A 17,764-nucleotide genomic window follows, 5' to 3' on the forward strand; every position below is an offset into this window, starting at 1 on the left:
GCACATAGGCTCTGGCACAGACGAGAACGCAGTTCAACGACGTGCGGGCAAGGGGTGCAGGAACAGGTGACCACCAACGGCGCGGCGCGACGGGTCGACCAATTCACGCTGGACAACGGACTACGCCTGGTGACCGCACCGGCGTCGACGCCCCAGGTGGCCGCCGTCAACCTGTGGTACGGAATCGGGTCCCGCTTCGAGGTGCCCGGGCGCACCGGCTTCGCCCACCTCTTCGAGCACCTGATGTTCCAGGGCAGCGGCAACGTCGCCAAGGGCGAGCACTTCGACGCCGTCGAGCGGCTCGGCGGCGACATCAACGCCTCCACGTCCACCGACCGCACCAACTACTACGAAACCGTGCCCGAGCACGCGCTGGACCTCGTGCTGTGGCTGGAGGCCGACCGCCTGGCCACGCTGCGCGACGGCATGTCCCAGGAGGTGCTGGACAACCAGCGCGACGTCGTGAAGAACGAGCGGCGCCAGCGCTACGACAACCAGCCCTACGGCACCGCGCTGGAGCGCATCCTGCGGCTGGCCTACCCCGAGGGCCACCCCTACCATCACGCGACCATCGGCTCCATGGCCGACCTGGACGCCGCGGACCTGGACTACGTGCTCGACTTCCACCGGCGCCACTACGGCCCCGACAACGCCGTGCTGACGGTCGTGAGCAATCTCGACCCGCAGGACGTGCGCGACCGGGTCGAGCGCTACTTCGGCGCGATCCCGGCGCGCCCCGCGACGGCCGAGGCGCCCGACGCGGCGCTCACCGGCCTGATCGGCGGGCCGGTCGCCGAGCGCGTGACCGAGACCGTTCCGGCGCCCGGGGTCTTCCTGGGCTTCCGCGTCGGCCCCTACGGCGAGCGCGACTTCGACGTGATGCACCTGGCTTCGGCGGTCCTGGGCCAGGGCCAGGGCAGCCGGCTCTACCGCCGCCTGGTGCTGGAACGGGGCCTGGCCGCCGACGACGGCGGCGCCGCCGCCGACCTGCTGCCGTTCCGCTACACCTCCAGCCTGATGCTCGCCAACATGATCGCGCGCGAGGGCGTGAGCGGCGACGAGCTGGAGGCCGCCATGATCGAGGAGATCGGCACCCTCGCCGAGGGCGTCTCCGACGAGGAGCTGGAGCGCGCCCGCGCCGTGCTGGAGCGCGACCACATGCAGGCGCTGTCGCACCCCAGCGGGCTCGCCGACACCATCGGCGCCAGCACCCAGCTGTTCGGCGACCCCGAGCTCGCCTTCACCTGGCCCCAGCGCTGGAACTCCGTGACCGCCGAGGACGTCGTCGACCTGGCCAAGCGGCTGCTGGTGCCCGAGAACAGGCTGTCGGTCCGCTTCGACCCCGAGCCCGCGGCCGAGCCCGCGGCCTGACCACCGCGGTGTGCGCCGCCGCGCGGCGCCGCACACCGGGCCACGTCCGTCCGGTCCGCCCGCCGGCGCCTTCGTCCGCTACACGAGAGAGTCGTTACCCGCATGCTGCAGACCCGCCCGGAGCTCGGTGCCCCGAAGCCCTACACGTTCCCGAAGCCGCGACGCCTGACCGTGGGGGGCGGCACCGTCGTCGCCATCGACGTCCCCGGCCAGGCCTTCGCCTCGGTCCGCCTGGTCCACCCGTCCGGGGGTGCCGCGGAGCCGCCGCAGAGCATGGGCGTGGCCGCGCTCACCAACGAGGCGCTGGAGGACGGCGTCCACGGCAACAGCTCACTGGCCCCCGCATTGGAGCGCCACGGCGCCGAGTGGGTCTCGCGTGTCACCTGGGACGGCTTCATCACCGGCGTGGACGCTCCGGCGAACCGGCTCAAGGACGCCACCGCACTGCTCGCCGAGGCGGTGCGCAGCCCCGCGCTGCGCGACGAGGACGTACTGCGCCGCCGCGACCAGATCCTGGAGCGCTTCTGGCTGGACGCCTCGGTGCCCTCGACGCTGGCCGCCCGCGCCGTCGGCGGGCAGCTGTTCACCGGACGCTACGCAACCCCGCTCAGCGGCGCGCCCGAGCGCTTGAAGAGCGTCGACCCCCAGACGGTCCGCGACTTCCACGCCTCCGCCGTCGCGGGCGTGGCGGGCACGCTGGTCGTCGTGGGCGACCTGTCCGGAGTGGACCTGGAGGAGCTGGGCTCGGCCGTTTTCGGCGGGGCCGGCTCCGCGCAGGGCACCGAGCCGACCGCGCCGGGGCCGGCGCCGGGCGAGCTTCCGCGCGTGGTGGTCCTCGACCGGCCCGACTCGGTCCAGTCGGCGCTGCTGATGGCCCACCGCGCGCCCGCGCGCTCGCAGGTCGACCTGCCGCGCGCCGACGGCGTCAGCGACGTGCTGGGCGGCATGTTCACCTCGCGGCTGAACCTGGAGCTGCGCGAGCGGCTGGGCTACACCTACGGTGCGGGCTGCCGCTTCGACCTGCGCCGGGACGGCGGGGTGTTCCTGATCAGCACCCAGGTCGACACCGAGACCACGGCGCACTCGCTGACCGCGTCGCTGGCCGAGATCGAGCGGCTGCGCAGCGACGGCGTCACCGAGGGGGAGCTGTCGGCGGTGCGCGAGTCCAACACGGTAGGGCTGCCGGTGACCTACTCCACGGCGCGCAGCCTGGCCGGGGCCCTGGTCGAGATGGTCGTGCACGGCCTGCCCGAGGACCACATCGACCGCCTGCGGGCCGGCTTCGAGGCACTCACCGCCGACGACCTCGCCCGGGCCGCGCAGGAGTACCTGCGCCCGAGCGAGATGGTGACCGTGATCGCCGGCGACGCCAAGCGGCTGGAAGGTCCGCTGAGCGAGGCGGGCGCGGGTCCGGTGACCGTGCGCGACCCCGAGGCGCTCTGGAGCTGACCGGAGGCGGCCCCGGCCTGCCCGGGCGACTCCTGTGTACCGACCGTGACTGTTGGTAAGAACGGTAGAAAACCTGCATGGAGTCCCTTGGCGAGGACATAACAAAACCGAACCTAAACGACGCTGATCCGGCAACCACCTGCTTGGACGTCGGCAATGCCTGGTATAAACGATGATCCGTGCACGTGTGGCGCGGGGGACCCGTGCCGTTCGATGCGACCCAAAGAGCCCGCAGGAGGCCAGCGTGGCCGTGATGAGACTCGTTGATTGACCGTGTCCTCCATAGAGAAGCCCGAAGCGGAGCGGCCCGAGAGCGCTGAGGTGAACTCGGCCGCGGCGGCCGTCGACACCGGAACTCCGCGCCGCGTGCTGAAGGGGCGCTACGAGCTCGTCGACGAGATCGCCCGCGGCGGTGTGGGCACCGTCTGGCGCGCGACCGACCTGGTGCTCGACCGCCGGGTGGCGGTCAAGGAGCTGCGCCTGCCCGACGACCTCAGCGCCGCCGAGCGCGACGGCCTGCTCCAGCGCACCACACGCGAGGCCCGCGTGGCGGCCCGGCTCGCCCACCCCGGCGTGGTCACCGTGCTCGACGTCGTCGACGAGGACGACCGCCCGTGGATCGTCATGGAGTACATCGACGCGCGCACGCTCGCGAGCATCATCGACGTCGCCGGTCCGCTCCCCTACCAGCGCGTCGCCGAGATCGGCCTGCAGCTGATCGACGCGCTGAGGGTCGCCCACGACGACGGCATCGTGCACCGCGACGTCAAGCCCGAGAACGTGATGATCAGCGAGGACGGCCGGGTCGTGCTGACCGACTTCGGGCTGGCCGCCTGGACCGGCGAGTCCGCGCTGACCAGTTCCGGCCGCATCATCGGCTCGCCCTCCTACATTCCGCCCGAGCGCGCGAAGGCGGGCCCGGTCGGGCCGGAGTCCGACCTGTGGTCGCTGGGCGCCACGCTATACGCCGCCGTCGAAGGCCACCCGCCCTACGACCGCAAGGGCTACATCCGCATCCTCAAGGGCGCCGACCTGGACGACCCGCCAACGGCGCAGAACGCCGGCCCGCTGGCCCCGGTCCTGGCCGGGCTGCTGCACGTCCAGCCGGGCGACCGCCTCACGGCCGACAACGCGACCAAGATGCTGCGCATCGCCGCGCTCGCGCCCTGGGCGCCCGAGACCAGCCCCGAGACCGCTGCCAAGACCGCCGCGACCGGCGCCCAGCCGGTCGTCCCGCGCCCGGCGCGCGAAGACGCCCGCGAGGGCGGGGGCGACCGCGGCGGCGGGGCGGGCGCGCCGTCCTCCTTCACCGGCGGTGAGGCCGACGAGGCCGACGAGGAGGGCGAATCTCCCGCGGCCGAGGACGGCGGAGCCTCCGAGGACGACGAGGCGGAGTCGGCGCGCGAGCACTTCCGCCAGGGTGCCCACCTGCTGCGCAACTCGTTCCAGGAGTCGGTCTCCGACCTGCAGGACCAGGTCTCCGACTCCGTGACCCACCTGCACGAGCGCATACAGCGCCACCGGCCCGAGTCGGTCGGCCACCTGCTGACCTCGATCCGCGACTCCACCGACACCCTCGGGCTGACCAGCTCGGGCAAGCACCGCGAGGGCAGTTCGCTGCCGGTGGTGCTGGCGGTGATCGCGGGTGTGCTGCTGCTGCTCGGCATCGTCCTCTGGGCGCTGCTCTTCCGCACCTAGCGGCGGGGGCCCGGTGGTGCCGGAGCCGCAGAGGAGAACCACACCCCCGTCGATCTTGTAGCTATCGTGAAGGAAAACGATTTCCCCTCACGATAGCTACAAGATCGACGGTTTGTGCGCGCCGGCGGTGCGCACCCCGCGTCCGCCTTCGGCGCGCAGAGCCTTCGACTCACCCGGGGATGAGACCGGTGAGTACGCGGCGCACCATCCGCTCGAAGAGGGCATGGGTGTCTTGGTGTGCATCGGTGTCGGAAGCCTTTGCCAGTGCGGCCACAATGCGGGGGTGGCGCTCCTCGGTCGCGTTCGCTGCCAGGGAGGTGGCGTGGGCGCGTTGCGGATCGGTGGGCGAGCTCAGCCGGTGCAGCTCGGTGCGGGCGAACAGGGTCACCAGCCCGTTCAGCAGTCCGACGGTCTCCATCTGGGCCGGGTAGGGCAACGATGACGGTGCCAGCGCGCGCAGCGCGTGTTCGAGGTAGTCCATCCCGTTGGGGCCGAGCCGCGGCTCGCTGGGCAGGTGGAGAAGCCAGGGGTGGCGCAGGTGCACCCGCTTCGCGCTGCCCGCCAGGACGGCCAGATCCTCGACGGGGTCGCCGCTGAGAGGGGCACCGAGGTCGATCTCTCCGGCCACGGCGTCGGCCATGAGATCGAGGAGGTCGTCGCGGGTGGCGACATAGCGGTACAGGGATGCCGGCCCGGTGCCCAACTGCTTGGCGACCTGACGCATGGATACCGCCCTCAGGCCGTTCGCGTCGGCCAGCTCGATCGCGGCGGCGGTGATCTGGGCGCGGGTGCGTTCAGGCGCAGGGCCGCGCGTGCCCCGTTCGGGGCGCTCCCATACGGTCATCGATTCGTCGGCCACCGGCCCCTCGTTTCTCCCTGCCGCGTCGCATCAGTAGTCTATTACTGAGAACAGCGATCGCAGTATTTGGAGGAGCAGGTATGAGCCCACAGCTGTGGACCCGCACCCGTTGGGCGCAGAACGGGAAGGTTCGGCTGGCCTTCGACGAGCTGGCCGACGGGGGAGGCGGGGAGCCGCTGCTGCTCGTCATGGGCCTCGGAGTCAGTCGGGCGTGGTGGCCTGACGGGCTGTGCCGGACACTTTCCGAACACGCGTTCGCGGTCGCCCGCTACGACCAGCGCGATGCCGGCGACTCGACACACGTGCCACCCACGCAGACCCGCCTGCCGTTCACCGCTTTGGCAGCAAGGCGCGGCGGGGCCTATACGGCCGAGGACATGGCCGACGACGCCGTCGCCGTGCTGGACGCACTGGGGTGGGAGTCGGCGCATCTGTTCGGCGCGTCACTCGGGGGCGCCGTGGCGCAACGTGTCGCCGTCCGCCATCCTGACCGTGTCCGTACCCTGACCACGATGTCGGCGGTTCCCGGAGATGCGGCGGGGCTGCGAGCCCTGCGCTACGTCCGCCCGACCGCGCTCGCCAGGCTCAGTCGCATGACGTTCCCCGACACAGAGGAGGGCAGCATCCAGGCCGGCCTCGCGGTCGCCCGGTTCTGCGCCTCGCCCGGCTACCCCTTCGACGAGGCGGAGGCGCGCGCAAGCGCCGAACGCCTCGCCGACGCCGGCGCTCGCGACACCCGGGCGCAGAGCCGCCAGATCGGCGCCCAATGGCATGGTCCGGCGATCAGTACGATCGCTGCGCCCACCCTGGTGCTGCACGGGAGCGGCGACCCCCTGATCCGGCAGAGCGCGGCCCGCGCCATCGCATCCCGCATCCCCGGCTCTCGGCTGGTCACCCTGCCGGGGGTCGGCCACGACATCCCTTCGCCCGTGTGGGGCACCGTCGCCGCCGAAATGCGCCGGTTGGCCGCGGGCGCCGACTCGCCCGGCCCGCGATGATCCCGCACGCGGCCGATCCCGACTCCGAACGGATACTCGGACGCACCGGCGCGAATGTGCGGTCGGCGGCCGCTCAGGACGCGTGCGGGCGGTTCGTCTTCTCGACGTGAGTGGGGCCGGCGGGATTCGAACCCGCACTGTACAGGTCCTAAACCTGCTGCCTCCTGCCGTTGGGCTACGGCCCCGAGGCGGCGGTCTCGCGCGCGGGCGCCCGGGGGCGGAGCGGGCGAGTCGACCGTCTGAGTGAGGGTGGCACCGGCCGAGCCCGAGCGCAAGTGGGTCGGGCCGGACGGCGCCGACCGGGCGGGGAAGGAAGGCTCCGGCCGGACGGACCGCGGTGCACGGAGCCGCGGCGCACCGCTCGCGGGCGTGCGGGCCACCCGATCGCGGGGGTGGCCCGCGGCGGCCGGTCCCCGCGGGCGCTCAGGCCAGGCCCAGCTCGCGCTTGACTCGCTCGACGTGGCCGGTGGCCTTCACGTTGTAGAAGGCCTTGGCCACGGTGCCGTCAGGGTCGATGACGAAGGTTGAGCGGATCACGCCCTGCACGACCCTGCCGTAGTTCTTCTTCTCCCCGAAGGCGCCGTAGGCCCTCAGGACCTCCTTGCCGGGGTCGCTCAGCAGGGGGAAGGTCAGGCCCTCCTGCTCGCGGAACCGCGCGAGCTTCTCGGGGCTGTCGGGTGACACGCCGAGGACGGTGACGCCCGCGTCCTCGAGCTCGCGCAGGTTGTCGCGGAAGTCGCAGGCCTCGGTCGTGCAGCCGGGCGTCATGGCGGCCGGGTAGAAGTACAGCACCACGCGCTTGCCGCCGGCGGCGAGCACCTCGCCGAGGCCGACGTCGGAGCCGTCGGCGGCGGTGAGGGTGAACTCGGGCGCGGGGTCGCCCGGGCGCAGCCGGGCGGTCGACTCGCTGGACTCGCTCACTGTTCTCCTTGCTCCTCTGCTTGGCTCCCTGTTCGCCTGCGGGCCCGGTGGGAAACCGGCCGTGCGGCCGCCAGGTCGGCGAAGCCGCCGCGTAGGCGACTCCAGCCTATGGTGTCGTCCGGGGGCGGGCGGCGGCCCGGGCCCGGGCCGCCGAGGCGCAGGGCGGCCCTCCCCGAAACGGCGCCCGCGTCGGCGACCGTGACCGGCGCTGCCGGTCATCCCCTATGGTGGTCGGCACCTGCGCACTCGGTGGATCCCCCATGGGCCGCCTCTGCTGCGTAGACTCGTGCGGCACACCCCGGGCCGCGCGGGCTCGGCCGGCGTTCGCTGGGGTAGGAGCACATCCGCTCGCGTGTGGGAGTTCGAACCGACGATGACTGGTTTCACTTTGGACGAGGTCAAGGAGCGCACGCTGCGGGCGCGCGACTCCTGGTGGACGGTGTGGCTGGTCGACCCCATCGCGGTTCCGGCGGTGCGCTTCGTCGCCAACCGCACCTCGATCACTCCCAACCAGCTCACCGTCACCGCCTTGTTCCTCGGCCTCGGCGCGGCCGCCGCGTTCTCCGTCGGGCAGTGGCAGTTCCTCCTTCTGGGCGCGGTGCTGTACTACCTGTGCTTCCTCGTCGACTGCATGGACGGCAAGCTCGCCCGCCTCGCCGACCGGGAGAGCCTGTTCGGCTCCTGGATGGACTACGTCTTCGACCGGTTCCGGGTGCTGGTCTGCGCCATCGCGCTGATGGGCGGACAGTACGTGCTGACCGGTCAGGTCGGCTTCGTCTGGCTCGCGCTGGCCGTGGTCTTCGTCGACATGCTGCGCTACCTCAACGCGCTGCAGGTCTACACGGTGCGCCGGGAGATGCGCTCGCGCCTTGCGGCGGCGCTTGAGCGCGCACGGGCGACGCTCTCGATGCTGGAGCCCGAGGAGGACGCCGAGTCCGGCGCGGACGGCATCGCGTCGAGCCGGGACGGCCGACCGTTGAGCGACCAGGGCGAGCAGGCGGTGCTGCGCCACGGGATCTCGGTGCTGGAGCACATACTGCAGACCCAGACCGAGAGCGAGAGCCGCTACGACCGCGATGCGGGAAAGCACCCCGATGTGCGCCTGCCGCGCGTCGACCTGCACCAGGAGTTCCGCACCCGGTTCCCCTGGTACCAGCGGTTCTGGGACTTCCTGCGGGCGCGGCGCATCCGCACCCACCTGGTGAGCGGGATCGAGTTCCAGGTCGCGGCGTTCGTGATCGCACCCCTCGTGGCTGTGTTCTCCACGTCCGGAATGGCCTGGTTCGTCGTAGCAGCGGGTGTTTCACTACTCGCTTTCGAGGCGGCCCTGGTCTATAAACTGTGGTTGTCCACGCGGGACTTCTTCCGCGTAGTGGACGGTATCGAAGGCGCCTTGGGCCTCCCGCCCGCCCCTGGCGACGCGGTCACCGGCGCCCAGCCGGGCCCGGCCCCCGGCCCGTCCCAGGCGACGCTGCGATAGCGGAAGGAAGCTCTTTATGGAGGAACGCGAGTCCGCGCCCCTGCCGCGGGACGCCGCGGGTGTGCAGGCCGAGATCGAGCGGCGGCAGCGGAGGCTGTCCGAGGCCCTCGACGGGATCGTCGACCGCACCAAGCCCGCCAACGTCGCCCGGCGCAGCTGGGACCGCGTCCGCGGTACCGGTGCGAACCTCGCCGACGAGGCCCGTGCTCTGGTGATCGGAGGCAAAGCGGTACGGCTGGACAGCCACGTCGTGGAGCCGCCCGAGGGCAGCGTCCGGCTGCGCGGCGACGACGAGGTCGTCTCCACCTACACGTCGCGCGGCCGCATCGCACCCGAGGTGCTGATCCTGGGCGCCGGCGTGGGCGTGGTCGTCGCGGTCGGCGTTGCCGCGATGCTGCGCCGCCGCAGGGGCTAGGCAGCCGGCTCTCTGCGGCCCCGGAACCTCCGGACGGCGCTCCGCACCGCGGGGCGCCGTTTCGCGTTCACAGGAACGCCCGGCCCTCGCCCCGGTAGGTGGGTACCGCGGTGGCCTCCGCGGGCTCAGGTCCCTCGACCAGGTGCAGGTGCGAGAACCGCTCGCACAGCTCACCGGCCTTGGCGTGGCGGAACCAGGCCAGGTCGCCGACGGCCAGCGAGTCGGCGGCGGCTCCGAGCAGCGGCGTCTGCACCTCGCCGGCGCCCTCTGCAGAGCTGTAGGACAGGCCGGCGGGCAGGTAGGGCTGCGGCAGCCTGCCGGCGTCGGGTGCGCCCGAGGCGAGGTAGCCGCCGCCCAGCACCGTCGCCGCGCCGGTACCGGGACGGCGTACCACGGGGAGCGCGAACAGCGCCGCCGGGCGCCCGGAGAAGCCGGTGTAATGGTCGAACAGTCGCGGCTGGTAGAACCCGGAGCCCGCGGCGACCTCGGTGACGGCGCGTTCGCGGCTCGTGGTGTGCACGCTACCGGTGCCGCCGCCGTTGACGAAGCGCAGGTCGGCGACGCCGCGGACGGCGCGCACCACGGCGGCGCGGCGCCGGGCCAGCTCCATGCGGGAGCGGTGCTGCACCCACCGCAGGGTGCGGCCGTACAGGGGGCGGGCGGGCGGCGCGTCGCCCACCCCGGCGATCTGCGCCTCATAGGCCATGATGCCGTCCAGCCGCAGCCCGGGGCGGGCCGCGATCGCCCGCGCCAGCGCCGCGGCCTGGGCGGGGGTGCGCACAGGCGAGCGGTGGGCGCCGATCCGCAGCCGGGGGCCGAGCGGCTGCCAACTGGTGTCGACGTCGATGCAGACCTTGACCGGGTGCGCGGGATCGGGCCCGGCGGCTTCGATCATGTCCAGGTGCGCGATGTCGTCGACCATCAGGGTGATGCGCCCCGCCGCCCGCGGGTCGGCGGCCAGCCGGGCGACGGCGCGGGTGTCGGCGGTGGGATAGGCGACCAGGATGTCGTCGCCGACCGGGCCGCCGGAGTCCTCGTCGGCCAGCCACAGCGCCTCGGGCAGGGTGAACGCCATGATGCCGGCGAAGCCGGGCTGGGCGAGTGCCTCGCGGAGCAGGTGCCGGCAGCGGATCGACTTGCTGACGACGCGGACGGGCGTGCCCGCCGCCCGTCGCGCGATGTCGGCGGCGTTGGCGCGGAAGGCCGCCATGTCGACGATCGCGAAGGGGGCGCTGAGTTCGCGCGTCGCCGCCTCGTAGTGCTCGCGGACGCTCGTCGTGCTCGTCATGTGCGGAGCATCCCACAAGAATCCGAGGACTATTCATGTTCGGGGCGGGAATGCGGCGGCGAAACGGGCCGGTTCCGGTCGGTCGGCGCCGGGGCGGGCAGGAACGCGGGGCGGTGACCGACCCGGTACCCGGGTACGGCCCTTCCCGTCCGCGGCTACTCTGGTGTTCCCGGCTTTACCAGCCCGCCTATCCCGGGAGAACGCCGACCTATGAGCGCCGGTCCGAGTGAACGCGAGTACGTACTGACCCTGTCCTGCCCCGACGCCCGAGGGATCGTGGCGGGCGTGGCCAACCTCCTGGCCGGGCACGGTTGCAACATCACCGAGAGCCAGCAGTACGGCGACTCCTACTCCGGGCGCTTCTTCCTGCGCACGCAGTTCACCGCAGAGGAGGCCGCCCCCGGTGAGGACGCGCTGCGCGGCGCGTTCGCGTCGCTGGCCGGCGACTTCGACATGGAGTGGGACCTGCGGCCCCGCGACGTCCGGCCGCGGATGCTGGTGATGGTGTCCAAGTTCGGGCACTGCCTCAACGACCTGCTCTACCGTCGGCGAAGCGGCCTGCTGGAGGCCGACATCGCCGCGGTGGTCTCCAACCACCCCGACCTGGAGTTTCTGGCGCGCTCCTACGACCTGGACTTCCACCACCTTCCGGTGGGTGCCGGCACCAAGGCCGAGCAGGAGGCCCGCCTGCTGGAGCTCGTCGACGCCTACGACGTCGACCTGGTCGTGCTGGCGCGCTACATGCAGATCCTCTCCGAAGGCCTGTGCGCGAAGATGTCCGGGCGGATCATCAACATCCACCATTCCTTCCTGCCCAGCTTCAAGGGAGCCCGCCCTTACCACCAGGCGCACGCGCGCGGTGTGAAGCTGATCGGTGCGACCGCCCACTACGTCACCGCGGACCTCGACGAGGGGCCGATCATCGAGCAGGAGGTCTCGCGGGTCGACCACACGCACAGCCCCGAGCAGCTCGCCGCCATCGGCCGCGACCTGGAGTCGCTGGCGCTGGCCCGCGCCGTCAACTGGCATGCCGAGCGCCGGGTGCTGCTCAACGGCGAGCGCACCGTCGTCTTCCGCTGACGCCGGCCGCGGGAGGCCGCGGCCCACGCTCCCCTTGCGCCGCCGCGCAGCGGCCCGTTCCATCGCGCACGTCCTCGCCGCCGCGGGGCGGTCCGTCCCCGGCCGCCGGGCGCACTCGGATCCGCCGGTTCGCGACGCGATCAAGTAACACTTCGAGCATTGCCGATTACTCTATGTGACGTTAGAGTGAATGCCGTTCAGCGGGTCCGCCCATGTGGCGCAGTTCACTTGGGCGTCGGCATGAGCGGGACCTCTCCACGGCGTGTGGACGGTGTGGAGCGAACGACAGCGAGCGCGCCGCGGTGGCGCACCGGACCCCGGCGAGACGCGGACGCGCCCTCGGCCGGTCGATCCGATCACGGGAGCACATGATGACCGAAACCACCTCGGAAGCCACGGTGCCGGGCGCGCGGGAGGGCACTCCGAGCGGCGCCGCGCGCACCGGGTCCCGCGACCCGGTCAGCGGCAGCGGGCGCACGTCCATCGCCGACCACGTCGTCGCCAAGATCGCGGGTATGGCCGCGCGCGAGGTCGGCGGGGTCTACCGCTTGGGCGGCGGCGCCTCGCGGCCCTTCGGAGCGGTCCGCGACCGCGTCGCCGGCGGAGCGAACACCGGCGGTGCGGCGCGGGGCGTGGCCGTCGAGGTCGGGGAGCGCCAAACCGCCCTCGACATCGACCTCGTGGTCGAGTACGGCGTTGCCATCCCCGACCTGGCGGCAGCGGTGCGCCGCAACGTGATCGCCGCTGTGGAGCACATGACCGGGTTGGAGGTCACCGAGGCCAACATCGCCGTCGACGACATCCACCTGCCCGACGACGACAGCGGCGCCGCCGACGACTCCGAGCCGCGGGTGCAGTAGGCGATGAGCGAGGACCGCCTCAGCAGCCCGTCACCGGGGCCCTCCGCCGCGGCGGAGCGCGGGCCCGCGGTCCTGGCACGCCGGATCCGCGGGCGGGTTCTGGCCGTGCCCGGGGTGTCCGGCCTTTCCGCGGGACCCTTCGGCGCCACGGCGACGCCCGCGCCGGGCGGCCGTATCGAGGGTGTCGCCGTGCGCGGCGGCGGCGTCGAGGTGGGGGTGGTCGTATCGCTCGGCCGGCCCATCCCCGATACCGCGACCGGCGTCCACGAGGCGGTGCGCGCGGCCGTCCGCGGGGGCGGCGGCCGGGTGCACGTCTCGGTCGAGGACGCGGTCGAGGACGGGAACGTGAGGGAGGGCGGCGGTGAAGCGGGGTGACACGGGCGCCCGGCCGGAGCCGGGCGCCGCTGCGCGCGGCCGCAACGGCGCGGCCGTACCCGGCCGGTGCCGCCCTGCGCTGCCGAGCGGCCCGGCGGCGGCAGGAATGGGGGGCCGATCGGCCGCTCCGACGCGTGCTGCGCGGGAGGGCGGGCCGCGCCTCCGCTCCGAGCGGCGGTGCGCATGCGGGGGAGGCGGCGCCGCCGGCGCGCCGGCACGGGGGCCGGCGCGCCGGCGGTCGCAGGCCGTCGAGCGGGGCGAGCAGGAAGGTAAGGCACATGTGGCCCGTCGTGGGATTGGCCTTCGGAACGGTGCTGGGACTGGCCGGCGCCTTCGGCGGATTCGGGGCGTTCGCTCTGGTGCTGGTGCTCGGAGCGATCGGGTTCCTGGTCGGCCGGGCGTTCGAGGGGGAGATCGACCTGGCGGAGCTGTTCACCCGCAGGAGATGACGGACGCCGGCCGCGCCGCGCGCGCGGGCGGAACGGGGTGCGGGCCGTGACCGCCGCTCCCGCTCCGCTGCTGCGCCGCTCCGCCAGGAGCGGCGAGCCCGCTCCCGCCGAGGAGCGCGGCCGGACCATGATCGGCGAGGACGCGGTCGCCGCCATCGCGGCCCGCGCCGCCGCCGAGGTCTCCGGCGTGGCCGGGCTCGGCGGGGGAGTGCGGCGCGGCCGTCGGAGGGTGCGGGCGCGCGTCCGGATCACCGGCAACGGGGGGACCGCCACCCTGCGCCTGCGCATCGTCCTGGCCTACCCGCGGTCGGCGCGCGAGACGTCGCGGCGGGTGCGGGAGCACACCGCCGCCGAGGTCGAGCGGATGACGGGTATGTCGGTGCGCTGTGTCGACATCGAGATCGCGGAACTGGTGCGCCGCGGTCGCACGGCATGAGGCCGGACGCCCCGGCTCACCGGTGCGCCGGCGCGGAAGGGGGGAGAACCCATGACAACCGTGGAGGACGCGCTGAGCCGGCCGGACCCGGACGCCACCCGGCGCGCGAGCCGCGTGGCCGTGCACACCTTCCGGCCGCGGCGCTCCTGGCCCGCGCTGATCGTCGGCGCCCTGGTCCTGGGCGTCGCCGCACTCGCCGCGGTCGAGGTCGCCTCGGCTCTGGCGGGCGCTCCCATGCGCACCTCGGTCACCTCCGCAGCGGGCGAGTACGCCGCGACGGCGCAGTGGAGCGACCCCGTCGTGCAGACCGCCTCCGCCGTGGCCGCAGCGATCGGACTGGTGCTCATCGCGGTGGCGCTGCTGCCGGGGCGGGGCCGCTTCACCGCGCTGCGCACCGCCGACCCCGAACTTGTGGTGGGGCTGTCGCGTTCGGGGCTCAAGCGCACGCTGGCCTCCGCGGCCCAGGAGGTCGGCGGGGTGCGTGCGGCCCGCGTTGCAGTGGGCCGCCGCAGGGTCCGGGTGCGGGTGCGCACGGACCTGCGCGAGGCGCCCGAGCTCCGCGGCGAGGTCGCCGCTGCGGTGGGCCGCCGGCTGGCGGAGCTGGAGCCCGTCACCCCGTTCAAGGTGACCGCGAGCGTGCGGCACACGAAGGCGTGAGGGGCGCATGACCGATACCCCGGCATCCACCGCGCGCAGGACGTCGCGCGGCAACAGGTGCGGGCTCGTCCTGGTCGGGACGGTGCTGGCGGCAGCCGGTGCGCTGGCGCTGGCCGCGGGTAGCGGCCTGCTCGGACGCCGGCTTGCCGACGCCGACGTGGGCTCCTTGCCCTCGGGCGCGGCCGGGACCGGGACCCTGCTTTCTTACGGTGTGGTCGCCGTCTCGGTGCTGGCGGGGCTGCTCGCCCTGCGCTGGATGATCGTCCAGGGCCGCAGCGACGCCGTCGGCAGGCTGGTCGTCGAACCCGACTCGGGGCGCGGCGCCACCGAGATGTCCGCCGGAGCGGCCCGTGGGGCCTTCGAGGAGGCGGTCGCCGCCTACGACGGCGTGCGCCGTGCGCGGGCGCGGGTGACCGACTCCGCGCTCACTCCGCACCTGCGGCTGGACCTTACGCTCGCCGACGACGCCGACGTCGCGGACCTGTGGCGTCGCGTGCGTTCGGAGGTGCTGGCCGACCTGCGGACTGCGCTGGACCGGGACGGCCTGCCTACGGTCGTCCGCATGTCGACGACGGCACCGCCCAAGAGACCGCGGCGCACACCGCAATAGGCGTCCCGCGACGCCCCGGACACACGCCCGCCGACCGCCGACCGGCGGTCGGTGCGGGTCGGGCGCAGGGCGCGGCCGCCCGTGAGCAGGGGCGCGGCGTCCTGCTCTGCGGCGCCGCCGCGGTCAGCTCAGCAGCTCGGCCAGGACTGCCCCGGTGTCGGACAGGTCGTCGAACACGGCCTCGGCGCCCGCGGCGCGCAGGTCCGCGGCCGAGGCGGAACCGGTCGCCGCGGCGACCATGCGCGCGCCCCCGAGCTGCGCTGCCCGCACGTCGTTGAGCGTGTCCCCGACCAGCACGGTCGTGTCGGGGGTGAAGGAGGTGCCGGTGGCCCGGTGGACGCGTTCGCGCGCGACGCCCACGAGCTCGGGGCGGTCTCTGCGATCGTCGCCGTAGCCGCCCAGCGCGGTGTCGACGAGCCCGTCCAGCCCGAGCGCGGCGAGCTTGAGCTCCGCAGTCCGCCGGGTGTTGCCGGTCAGCAGCGACGAGACGACGTCGGGGTGCTCCGCGCAGCTCCGCATGATCTCCGGTACCCCCGGCAGTACCCGGCCGAGCCCGGTGATCGACGCGTACTTCTCCTCAGCACCGGCCTCCTGGGCCGCGGTGAAGCGGCGGAAGGCCTCCTCGGAGGGGTCGACGCCGTTGGCCAGGCAGGTCTCGTCGAACGCCAGCCAGTCGGTGCGCCCGGGGCCGCGGGTGGCGGCGTGCTCGGAGAGCCCGGTGCAGGCGGCGAAGGACGCGGAGAAGATCTCGGCGCCGAGCCTGCCGATGTCTAGCAGCGTCTGGTCGACGTCCCACAGCACAAGTCGCTTGCCCACGCGCGCCCCTTCTCCTCGGCCTGCCGATCGCGGGCGCCTGACGGCACCGGCGCCGCCCGTGCTCGGCGGCCCTGTCGCGCCCGCAGCCGCCACGTTAGTCCACACGGCCCCGTGCGGCCCCGGCGGCCTCGCGCCCCGGGCGGGCGGCCGCCCGGCCCGCTGGACACAGCCGGGTGGTATGAGGATAGGCTTACCTATCGATACCGGGCGTTCCGGCGGCGACTGCCGGCCACGGCCGACGCTCCGAGCCGCGAAGGGGGTCTGATGCCGGGCAGCCATCCGCTCTCCGGGGTCGTCGACTGGGTCAACGAGCGCGACCTGTACTTCAAGACCGACCTGCTGGGCGCGCGCGACCCCGAGCCCCGCGGCGCCGAGTGGGTACGGCTGGACCGGGTGCCCGAGCACATCCCCGAACTCCTGGACCGCCTCACGGAGGCCACCTGCCAGGGCCACCGCATCTCCGCGTCGGCCTTCCTCGCCGCCGACCTGGGGCGGCAGGTGCTCACCCTGGCGGCCATGTCCGCCTACCTCACGGGCCGGGCGCCGCGCCTGGAGGCCCACCTGGTGTGGGTGCGCCGCATGGAGGGCGGGCGGCTGGACCGCGTGGCCCTGCGCCGCTCCGACGCCGCCGTGCTGCCGGGAGACCCCATGGCCGGGCGCCCCGACACGGTGACGGTGGAGTCCGAGGACGAACTGGACCGCTGGTTCGTGGGCTCCGCCGCCGCTGCGCTCGAACCGGCCGTGCACGCCGTGCGCGCCACCACCCGCTTCGGGCTGCGCCCGCAGTGGAGCATGGTCGCCGACGCTCTGCACTCCGCGCTGCTGCTGGCCTCGGAGGAGGTCGGCGCCGACCAGACCGCAGCCTGGGAGCGCGCCCGCCGCATGGTGCAGTGCCTCAACCTGGACCGGTCGCGGGTCGCGCCGCGCCAGCGACCGTTCCCGCTGGCTTTGGCGGGGCGCCCGCAGCACCGGCCCGAGCGGATGTTCATGGTCGCGGGCGGCTGCTGCTTCTATTACCGCTTCTCCGGCCAGCGCTGCTCCACGTGTCCGCTGTCCACGGACGAAGAGCGCGAGAGCCTGCTGCGCGGCCACTTCGAACCCCAGGCCCAGACCGGAACAGCGAGCGCTTGACCGACTGTCGGGTCTGCGCAGAACCCCGTCGATCTTGTAGCCATCGTGAAGGAAATCGATTTCCGTTTGCGATGGCTACAAGATCAACGGTGATCTCTGACCGTCGGCGGTGCTCGGGGGCACGAGGCCCCGGCGGACGGAGTCCGCCGGGGCCTGCGCGCCGGGGGCGACGCCTGTCAGCCGGTTCAGCCGAAGTCCACGTCGCTGCAGATGTAGTAGTTCTGGTCCATGTGCGAGGCCTTCCAGATCGTGAAGATCACGTGGCGGCCGTCGTAGCCGGAGGTGCTGACCGGGATCTGGATGTCCTGGGCCGGCGCGTAGCTGCCGGTGGTCTTGATGTGGTCCAGGTCCTCCCAGCCCAGCGGCTCGCTGGTGGGGTCGTAGCTGTTCTTGCTGACGTAGACCTCGAAGTAGTCGGCTCCGTGCGAAGCCTGGTCGTAGAGGTTCAGCGTGAAGTTGTCGCCGATGCTCGTTGTCTTCCACTCGCCGGGCGTGTCCAGCGAGTCGTAGCGGCCGCCCTCGGCGTGGCCGCCGCTGCACAGCGTGCCGCTGGGGACGGCGGCCTGGTGGTTGCCGTTGACGTTGTTCTGGTAAAGGCCGTTCCAGTTCCACATGGCATTGGGGTTGTCCTGCCAGGCCTGCCAGCACATCGGGTCTTCCTCGGCCATGTCCTCGTTGAGGTGGTCGTCGCCCCAGCGGTCCCAGCAGCCGTAGTTGCGGCTGGCGGGATCGACGATCGAGCCGTGGGCGGAGGCGCTGCCGGCGAGCGGGACCATGCAGGCCACGGCGGCCGCGAGCGCGGTGAGGACAGTGAGTGCACGACGAGGGGCGGCGTGCGCGGATGTTTGCATTTCGCGTACTCCGTAGTTCC

At 73.2% G+C, this 17,764-nt stretch carries 19 protein-coding genes and 1 tRNA gene; 14 read left to right on the plus strand and 6 right to left on the minus strand.

What is annotated here, in order from left to right; translation table 11 throughout:
* Positions 1-66 precede the first annotated feature (66 nt).
* The 3 genes from RM446_RS05485 to RM446_RS05495 all read left to right on the plus strand — a co-directional run bounded on the left by RM446_RS05485 (position 67) and on the right by RM446_RS05495 (position 4,518).
* Positions 67-1,371, plus strand: coding sequence for a M16 family metallopeptidase (locus tag RM446_RS05485; protein WP_311544013.1), 1,305 nt, complete (start codon positions 67-69; stop codon positions 1,369-1,371).
* Between the two features lie 102 nt (positions 1,372-1,473).
* Positions 1,474-2,820, plus strand: a complete 1,347-nt coding sequence (locus RM446_RS05490; RefSeq protein ID WP_311544014.1) for a M16 family metallopeptidase — start codon at positions 1,474-1,476, stop codon at positions 2,818-2,820.
* Between the two features lie 267 nt (positions 2,821-3,087).
* Complete coding sequence (locus tag RM446_RS05495) at positions 3,088-4,518, plus strand: serine/threonine-protein kinase (protein WP_398694517.1); 1,431 nt, start codon at positions 3,088-3,090, stop codon at positions 4,516-4,518.
* A 169-nt stretch (positions 4,519-4,687) separates the two neighbouring features.
* Here RM446_RS05495 and RM446_RS05500 read toward each other — a convergent pair whose 3' ends face one another.
* Positions 4,688-5,377: a TetR/AcrR family transcriptional regulator gene (locus RM446_RS05500; protein ID WP_311544015.1), complete on the minus strand. Its 690-nt coding sequence runs from the start codon at positions 5,375-5,377 to the stop codon at positions 4,688-4,690.
* Positions 5,378-5,457: 80 nt separating this feature from the next.
* Here RM446_RS05500 and RM446_RS05505 point away from each other — a divergent pair, with 80 nt between their 5' ends.
* The gene (locus RM446_RS05505; protein ID WP_311544016.1) at positions 5,458-6,375 is read left to right on the plus strand and encodes an alpha/beta fold hydrolase; all 918 of its coding nucleotides are present in this window, start codon (positions 5,458-5,460) and stop codon (positions 6,373-6,375) included.
* 111 nt (positions 6,376-6,486) lie between these two features.
* Here RM446_RS05505 and RM446_RS05510 read toward each other — a convergent pair.
* Both RM446_RS05510 and bcp read right to left on the minus strand, forming a co-directional pair.
* Positions 6,487-6,560: transfer RNA gene (locus RM446_RS05510), tRNA-Leu, on the minus strand.
* A 238-nt stretch (positions 6,561-6,798) separates the two neighbouring features.
* Complete coding sequence (bcp, locus tag RM446_RS05515; RefSeq protein ID WP_311544017.1) at positions 6,799-7,296, minus strand: thioredoxin-dependent thiol peroxidase; 498 nt, start codon at positions 7,294-7,296, stop codon at positions 6,799-6,801.
* A gap of 373 nt (positions 7,297-7,669) precedes the next feature.
* Between bcp and RM446_RS05520 the strand changes: the two genes are divergently transcribed.
* Positions 7,670-8,776 carry a CDP-alcohol phosphatidyltransferase family protein gene (locus RM446_RS05520; RefSeq protein WP_311544018.1) on the plus strand — a complete coding sequence of 369 codons (1,107 nt, stop codon included), beginning with the start codon at positions 7,670-7,672 and terminating at the stop codon, positions 8,774-8,776.
* Positions 8,777-8,792: 16 nt separating this feature from the next.
* On the plus strand, positions 8,793-9,191 hold the full coding sequence (locus RM446_RS05525) for a DUF3618 domain-containing protein (RefSeq protein ID WP_311544019.1): 399 nt from the start codon (positions 8,793-8,795) through the stop codon (positions 9,189-9,191).
* 67 nt (positions 9,192-9,258) lie between these two features.
* On the opposite strand, the gene RM446_RS05530 is transcribed toward RM446_RS05525, so the two are convergent.
* Positions 9,259-10,479, minus strand: a complete 1,221-nt coding sequence (locus tag RM446_RS05530) for an alanine racemase (RefSeq protein ID WP_311544021.1) — start codon at positions 10,477-10,479, stop codon at positions 9,259-9,261.
* Positions 10,480-10,689: 210 nt separating this feature from the next.
* Between RM446_RS05530 and purU the strand changes: the two genes are divergently transcribed.
* The 7 genes from purU to RM446_RS05565 all read left to right on the plus strand — a co-directional run bounded on the left by purU (position 10,690) and on the right by RM446_RS05565 (position 14,946).
* Positions 10,690-11,559: a formyltetrahydrofolate deformylase gene (purU, locus tag RM446_RS05535; protein WP_311544022.1), complete on the plus strand. Its 870-nt coding sequence runs from the start codon at positions 10,690-10,692 to the stop codon at positions 11,557-11,559.
* Positions 11,560-11,930: 371 nt separating this feature from the next.
* Positions 11,931-12,419 (plus strand): Asp23/Gls24 family envelope stress response protein, encoded by a 489-nt coding sequence (locus RM446_RS05540; protein ID WP_311544023.1) that lies wholly within the window; start codon positions 11,931-11,933, stop codon positions 12,417-12,419.
* A gap of 3 nt (positions 12,420-12,422) precedes the next feature.
* Positions 12,423-12,794, plus strand: coding sequence for a hypothetical protein (locus tag RM446_RS05545; RefSeq protein ID WP_311544024.1), 372 nt, complete (start codon positions 12,423-12,425; stop codon positions 12,792-12,794).
* 278 nt (positions 12,795-13,072) lie between these two features.
* Complete coding sequence (locus RM446_RS05550) at positions 13,073-13,243, plus strand: hypothetical protein (RefSeq protein WP_311544025.1); 171 nt, start codon at positions 13,073-13,075, stop codon at positions 13,241-13,243.
* Positions 13,244-13,289: 46 nt separating this feature from the next.
* Positions 13,290-13,679 (plus strand): Asp23/Gls24 family envelope stress response protein, encoded by a 390-nt coding sequence (locus RM446_RS05555; RefSeq protein WP_311544026.1) that lies wholly within the window; start codon positions 13,290-13,292, stop codon positions 13,677-13,679.
* A gap of 51 nt (positions 13,680-13,730) precedes the next feature.
* Positions 13,731-14,336: a DUF6286 domain-containing protein gene (locus RM446_RS05560; protein WP_311544027.1), complete on the plus strand. Its 606-nt coding sequence runs from the start codon at positions 13,731-13,733 to the stop codon at positions 14,334-14,336.
* Positions 14,337-14,343: 7 nt separating this feature from the next.
* Positions 14,344-14,946, plus strand: a complete 603-nt coding sequence (locus RM446_RS05565) for an Asp23/Gls24 family envelope stress response protein (protein ID WP_311544028.1) — start codon at positions 14,344-14,346, stop codon at positions 14,944-14,946.
* Positions 14,947-15,069: 123 nt separating this feature from the next.
* Here RM446_RS05565 and RM446_RS05570 read toward each other — a convergent pair whose 3' ends face one another.
* Positions 15,070-15,762, minus strand: coding sequence for an HAD family hydrolase (locus tag RM446_RS05570; RefSeq protein WP_311544029.1), 693 nt, complete (start codon positions 15,760-15,762; stop codon positions 15,070-15,072).
* A gap of 264 nt (positions 15,763-16,026) precedes the next feature.
* Here RM446_RS05570 and RM446_RS05575 point away from each other — a divergent pair, with 264 nt between their 5' ends.
* On the plus strand, positions 16,027-16,893 hold the full coding sequence (locus RM446_RS05575; protein ID WP_311544030.1) for a hypothetical protein: 867 nt from the start codon (positions 16,027-16,029) through the stop codon (positions 16,891-16,893).
* Positions 16,894-17,078: 185 nt separating this feature from the next.
* Here RM446_RS05575 and RM446_RS05580 read toward each other — a convergent pair whose 3' ends face one another.
* The gene (locus RM446_RS05580; RefSeq protein WP_311544031.1) at positions 17,079-17,744 is read right to left on the minus strand and encodes a lytic polysaccharide monooxygenase auxiliary activity family 9 protein; all 666 of its coding nucleotides are present in this window, start codon (positions 17,742-17,744) and stop codon (positions 17,079-17,081) included.
* Positions 17,745-17,764: the final 20 nt, after the last annotated feature.

The sequence above is a fragment of the Streptomonospora wellingtoniae genome (assembly GCF_031845375.1).
GTDB lineage: Bacteria > Actinomycetota > Actinomycetes > Streptosporangiales > Streptosporangiaceae > Streptomonospora > Streptomonospora wellingtoniae.

Bases quoted from the DNA above. Each gene is read 5' to 3' on its own strand.
- RM446_RS05490 (WP_311544014.1), top strand. From the start codon at position 1,474: ATGCTGCAGACCCGCCCGGAGCTCGGTGCCCCGAAGCCCTACACGTTC.
- RM446_RS05505 (WP_311544016.1), top strand. From the start codon at position 5,458: ATGAGCCCACAGCTGTGGACCCGCACCCGTTGGGCGCAGAACGGGAAG.
- RM446_RS05520 (WP_311544018.1), top strand. From the start codon at position 7,670: ATGACTGGTTTCACTTTGGACGAGGTCAAGGAGCGCACGCTGCGGGCG.
- RM446_RS05525 (WP_311544019.1), top strand. From the start codon at position 8,793: ATGGAGGAACGCGAGTCCGCGCCCCTGCCGCGGGACGCCGCGGGTGTG.
- RM446_RS05530 (WP_311544021.1), bottom strand. From the start codon at position 10,479: ATGACGAGCACGACGAGCGTCCGCGAGCACTACGAGGCGGCGACGCGC.
- purU (WP_311544022.1), top strand. From the start codon at position 10,690: ATGAGCGCCGGTCCGAGTGAACGCGAGTACGTACTGACCCTGTCCTGC.
- RM446_RS05540 (WP_311544023.1), top strand. From the start codon at position 11,931: ATGACCGAAACCACCTCGGAAGCCACGGTGCCGGGCGCGCGGGAGGGC.
- RM446_RS05545 (WP_311544024.1), top strand. From the start codon at position 12,423: ATGAGCGAGGACCGCCTCAGCAGCCCGTCACCGGGGCCCTCCGCCGCG.
- RM446_RS05550 (WP_311544025.1), top strand. From the start codon at position 13,073: ATGTGGCCCGTCGTGGGATTGGCCTTCGGAACGGTGCTGGGACTGGCC.
- RM446_RS05560 (WP_311544027.1), top strand. From the start codon at position 13,731: ATGACAACCGTGGAGGACGCGCTGAGCCGGCCGGACCCGGACGCCACC.
- RM446_RS05565 (WP_311544028.1), top strand. From the start codon at position 14,344: ATGACCGATACCCCGGCATCCACCGCGCGCAGGACGTCGCGCGGCAAC.
- RM446_RS05575 (WP_311544030.1), top strand. From the start codon at position 16,027: ATGCCGGGCAGCCATCCGCTCTCCGGGGTCGTCGACTGGGTCAACGAG.
- RM446_RS05580 (WP_311544031.1), bottom strand. From the start codon at position 17,744: ATGCAAACATCCGCGCACGCCGCCCCTCGTCGTGCACTCACTGTCCTC.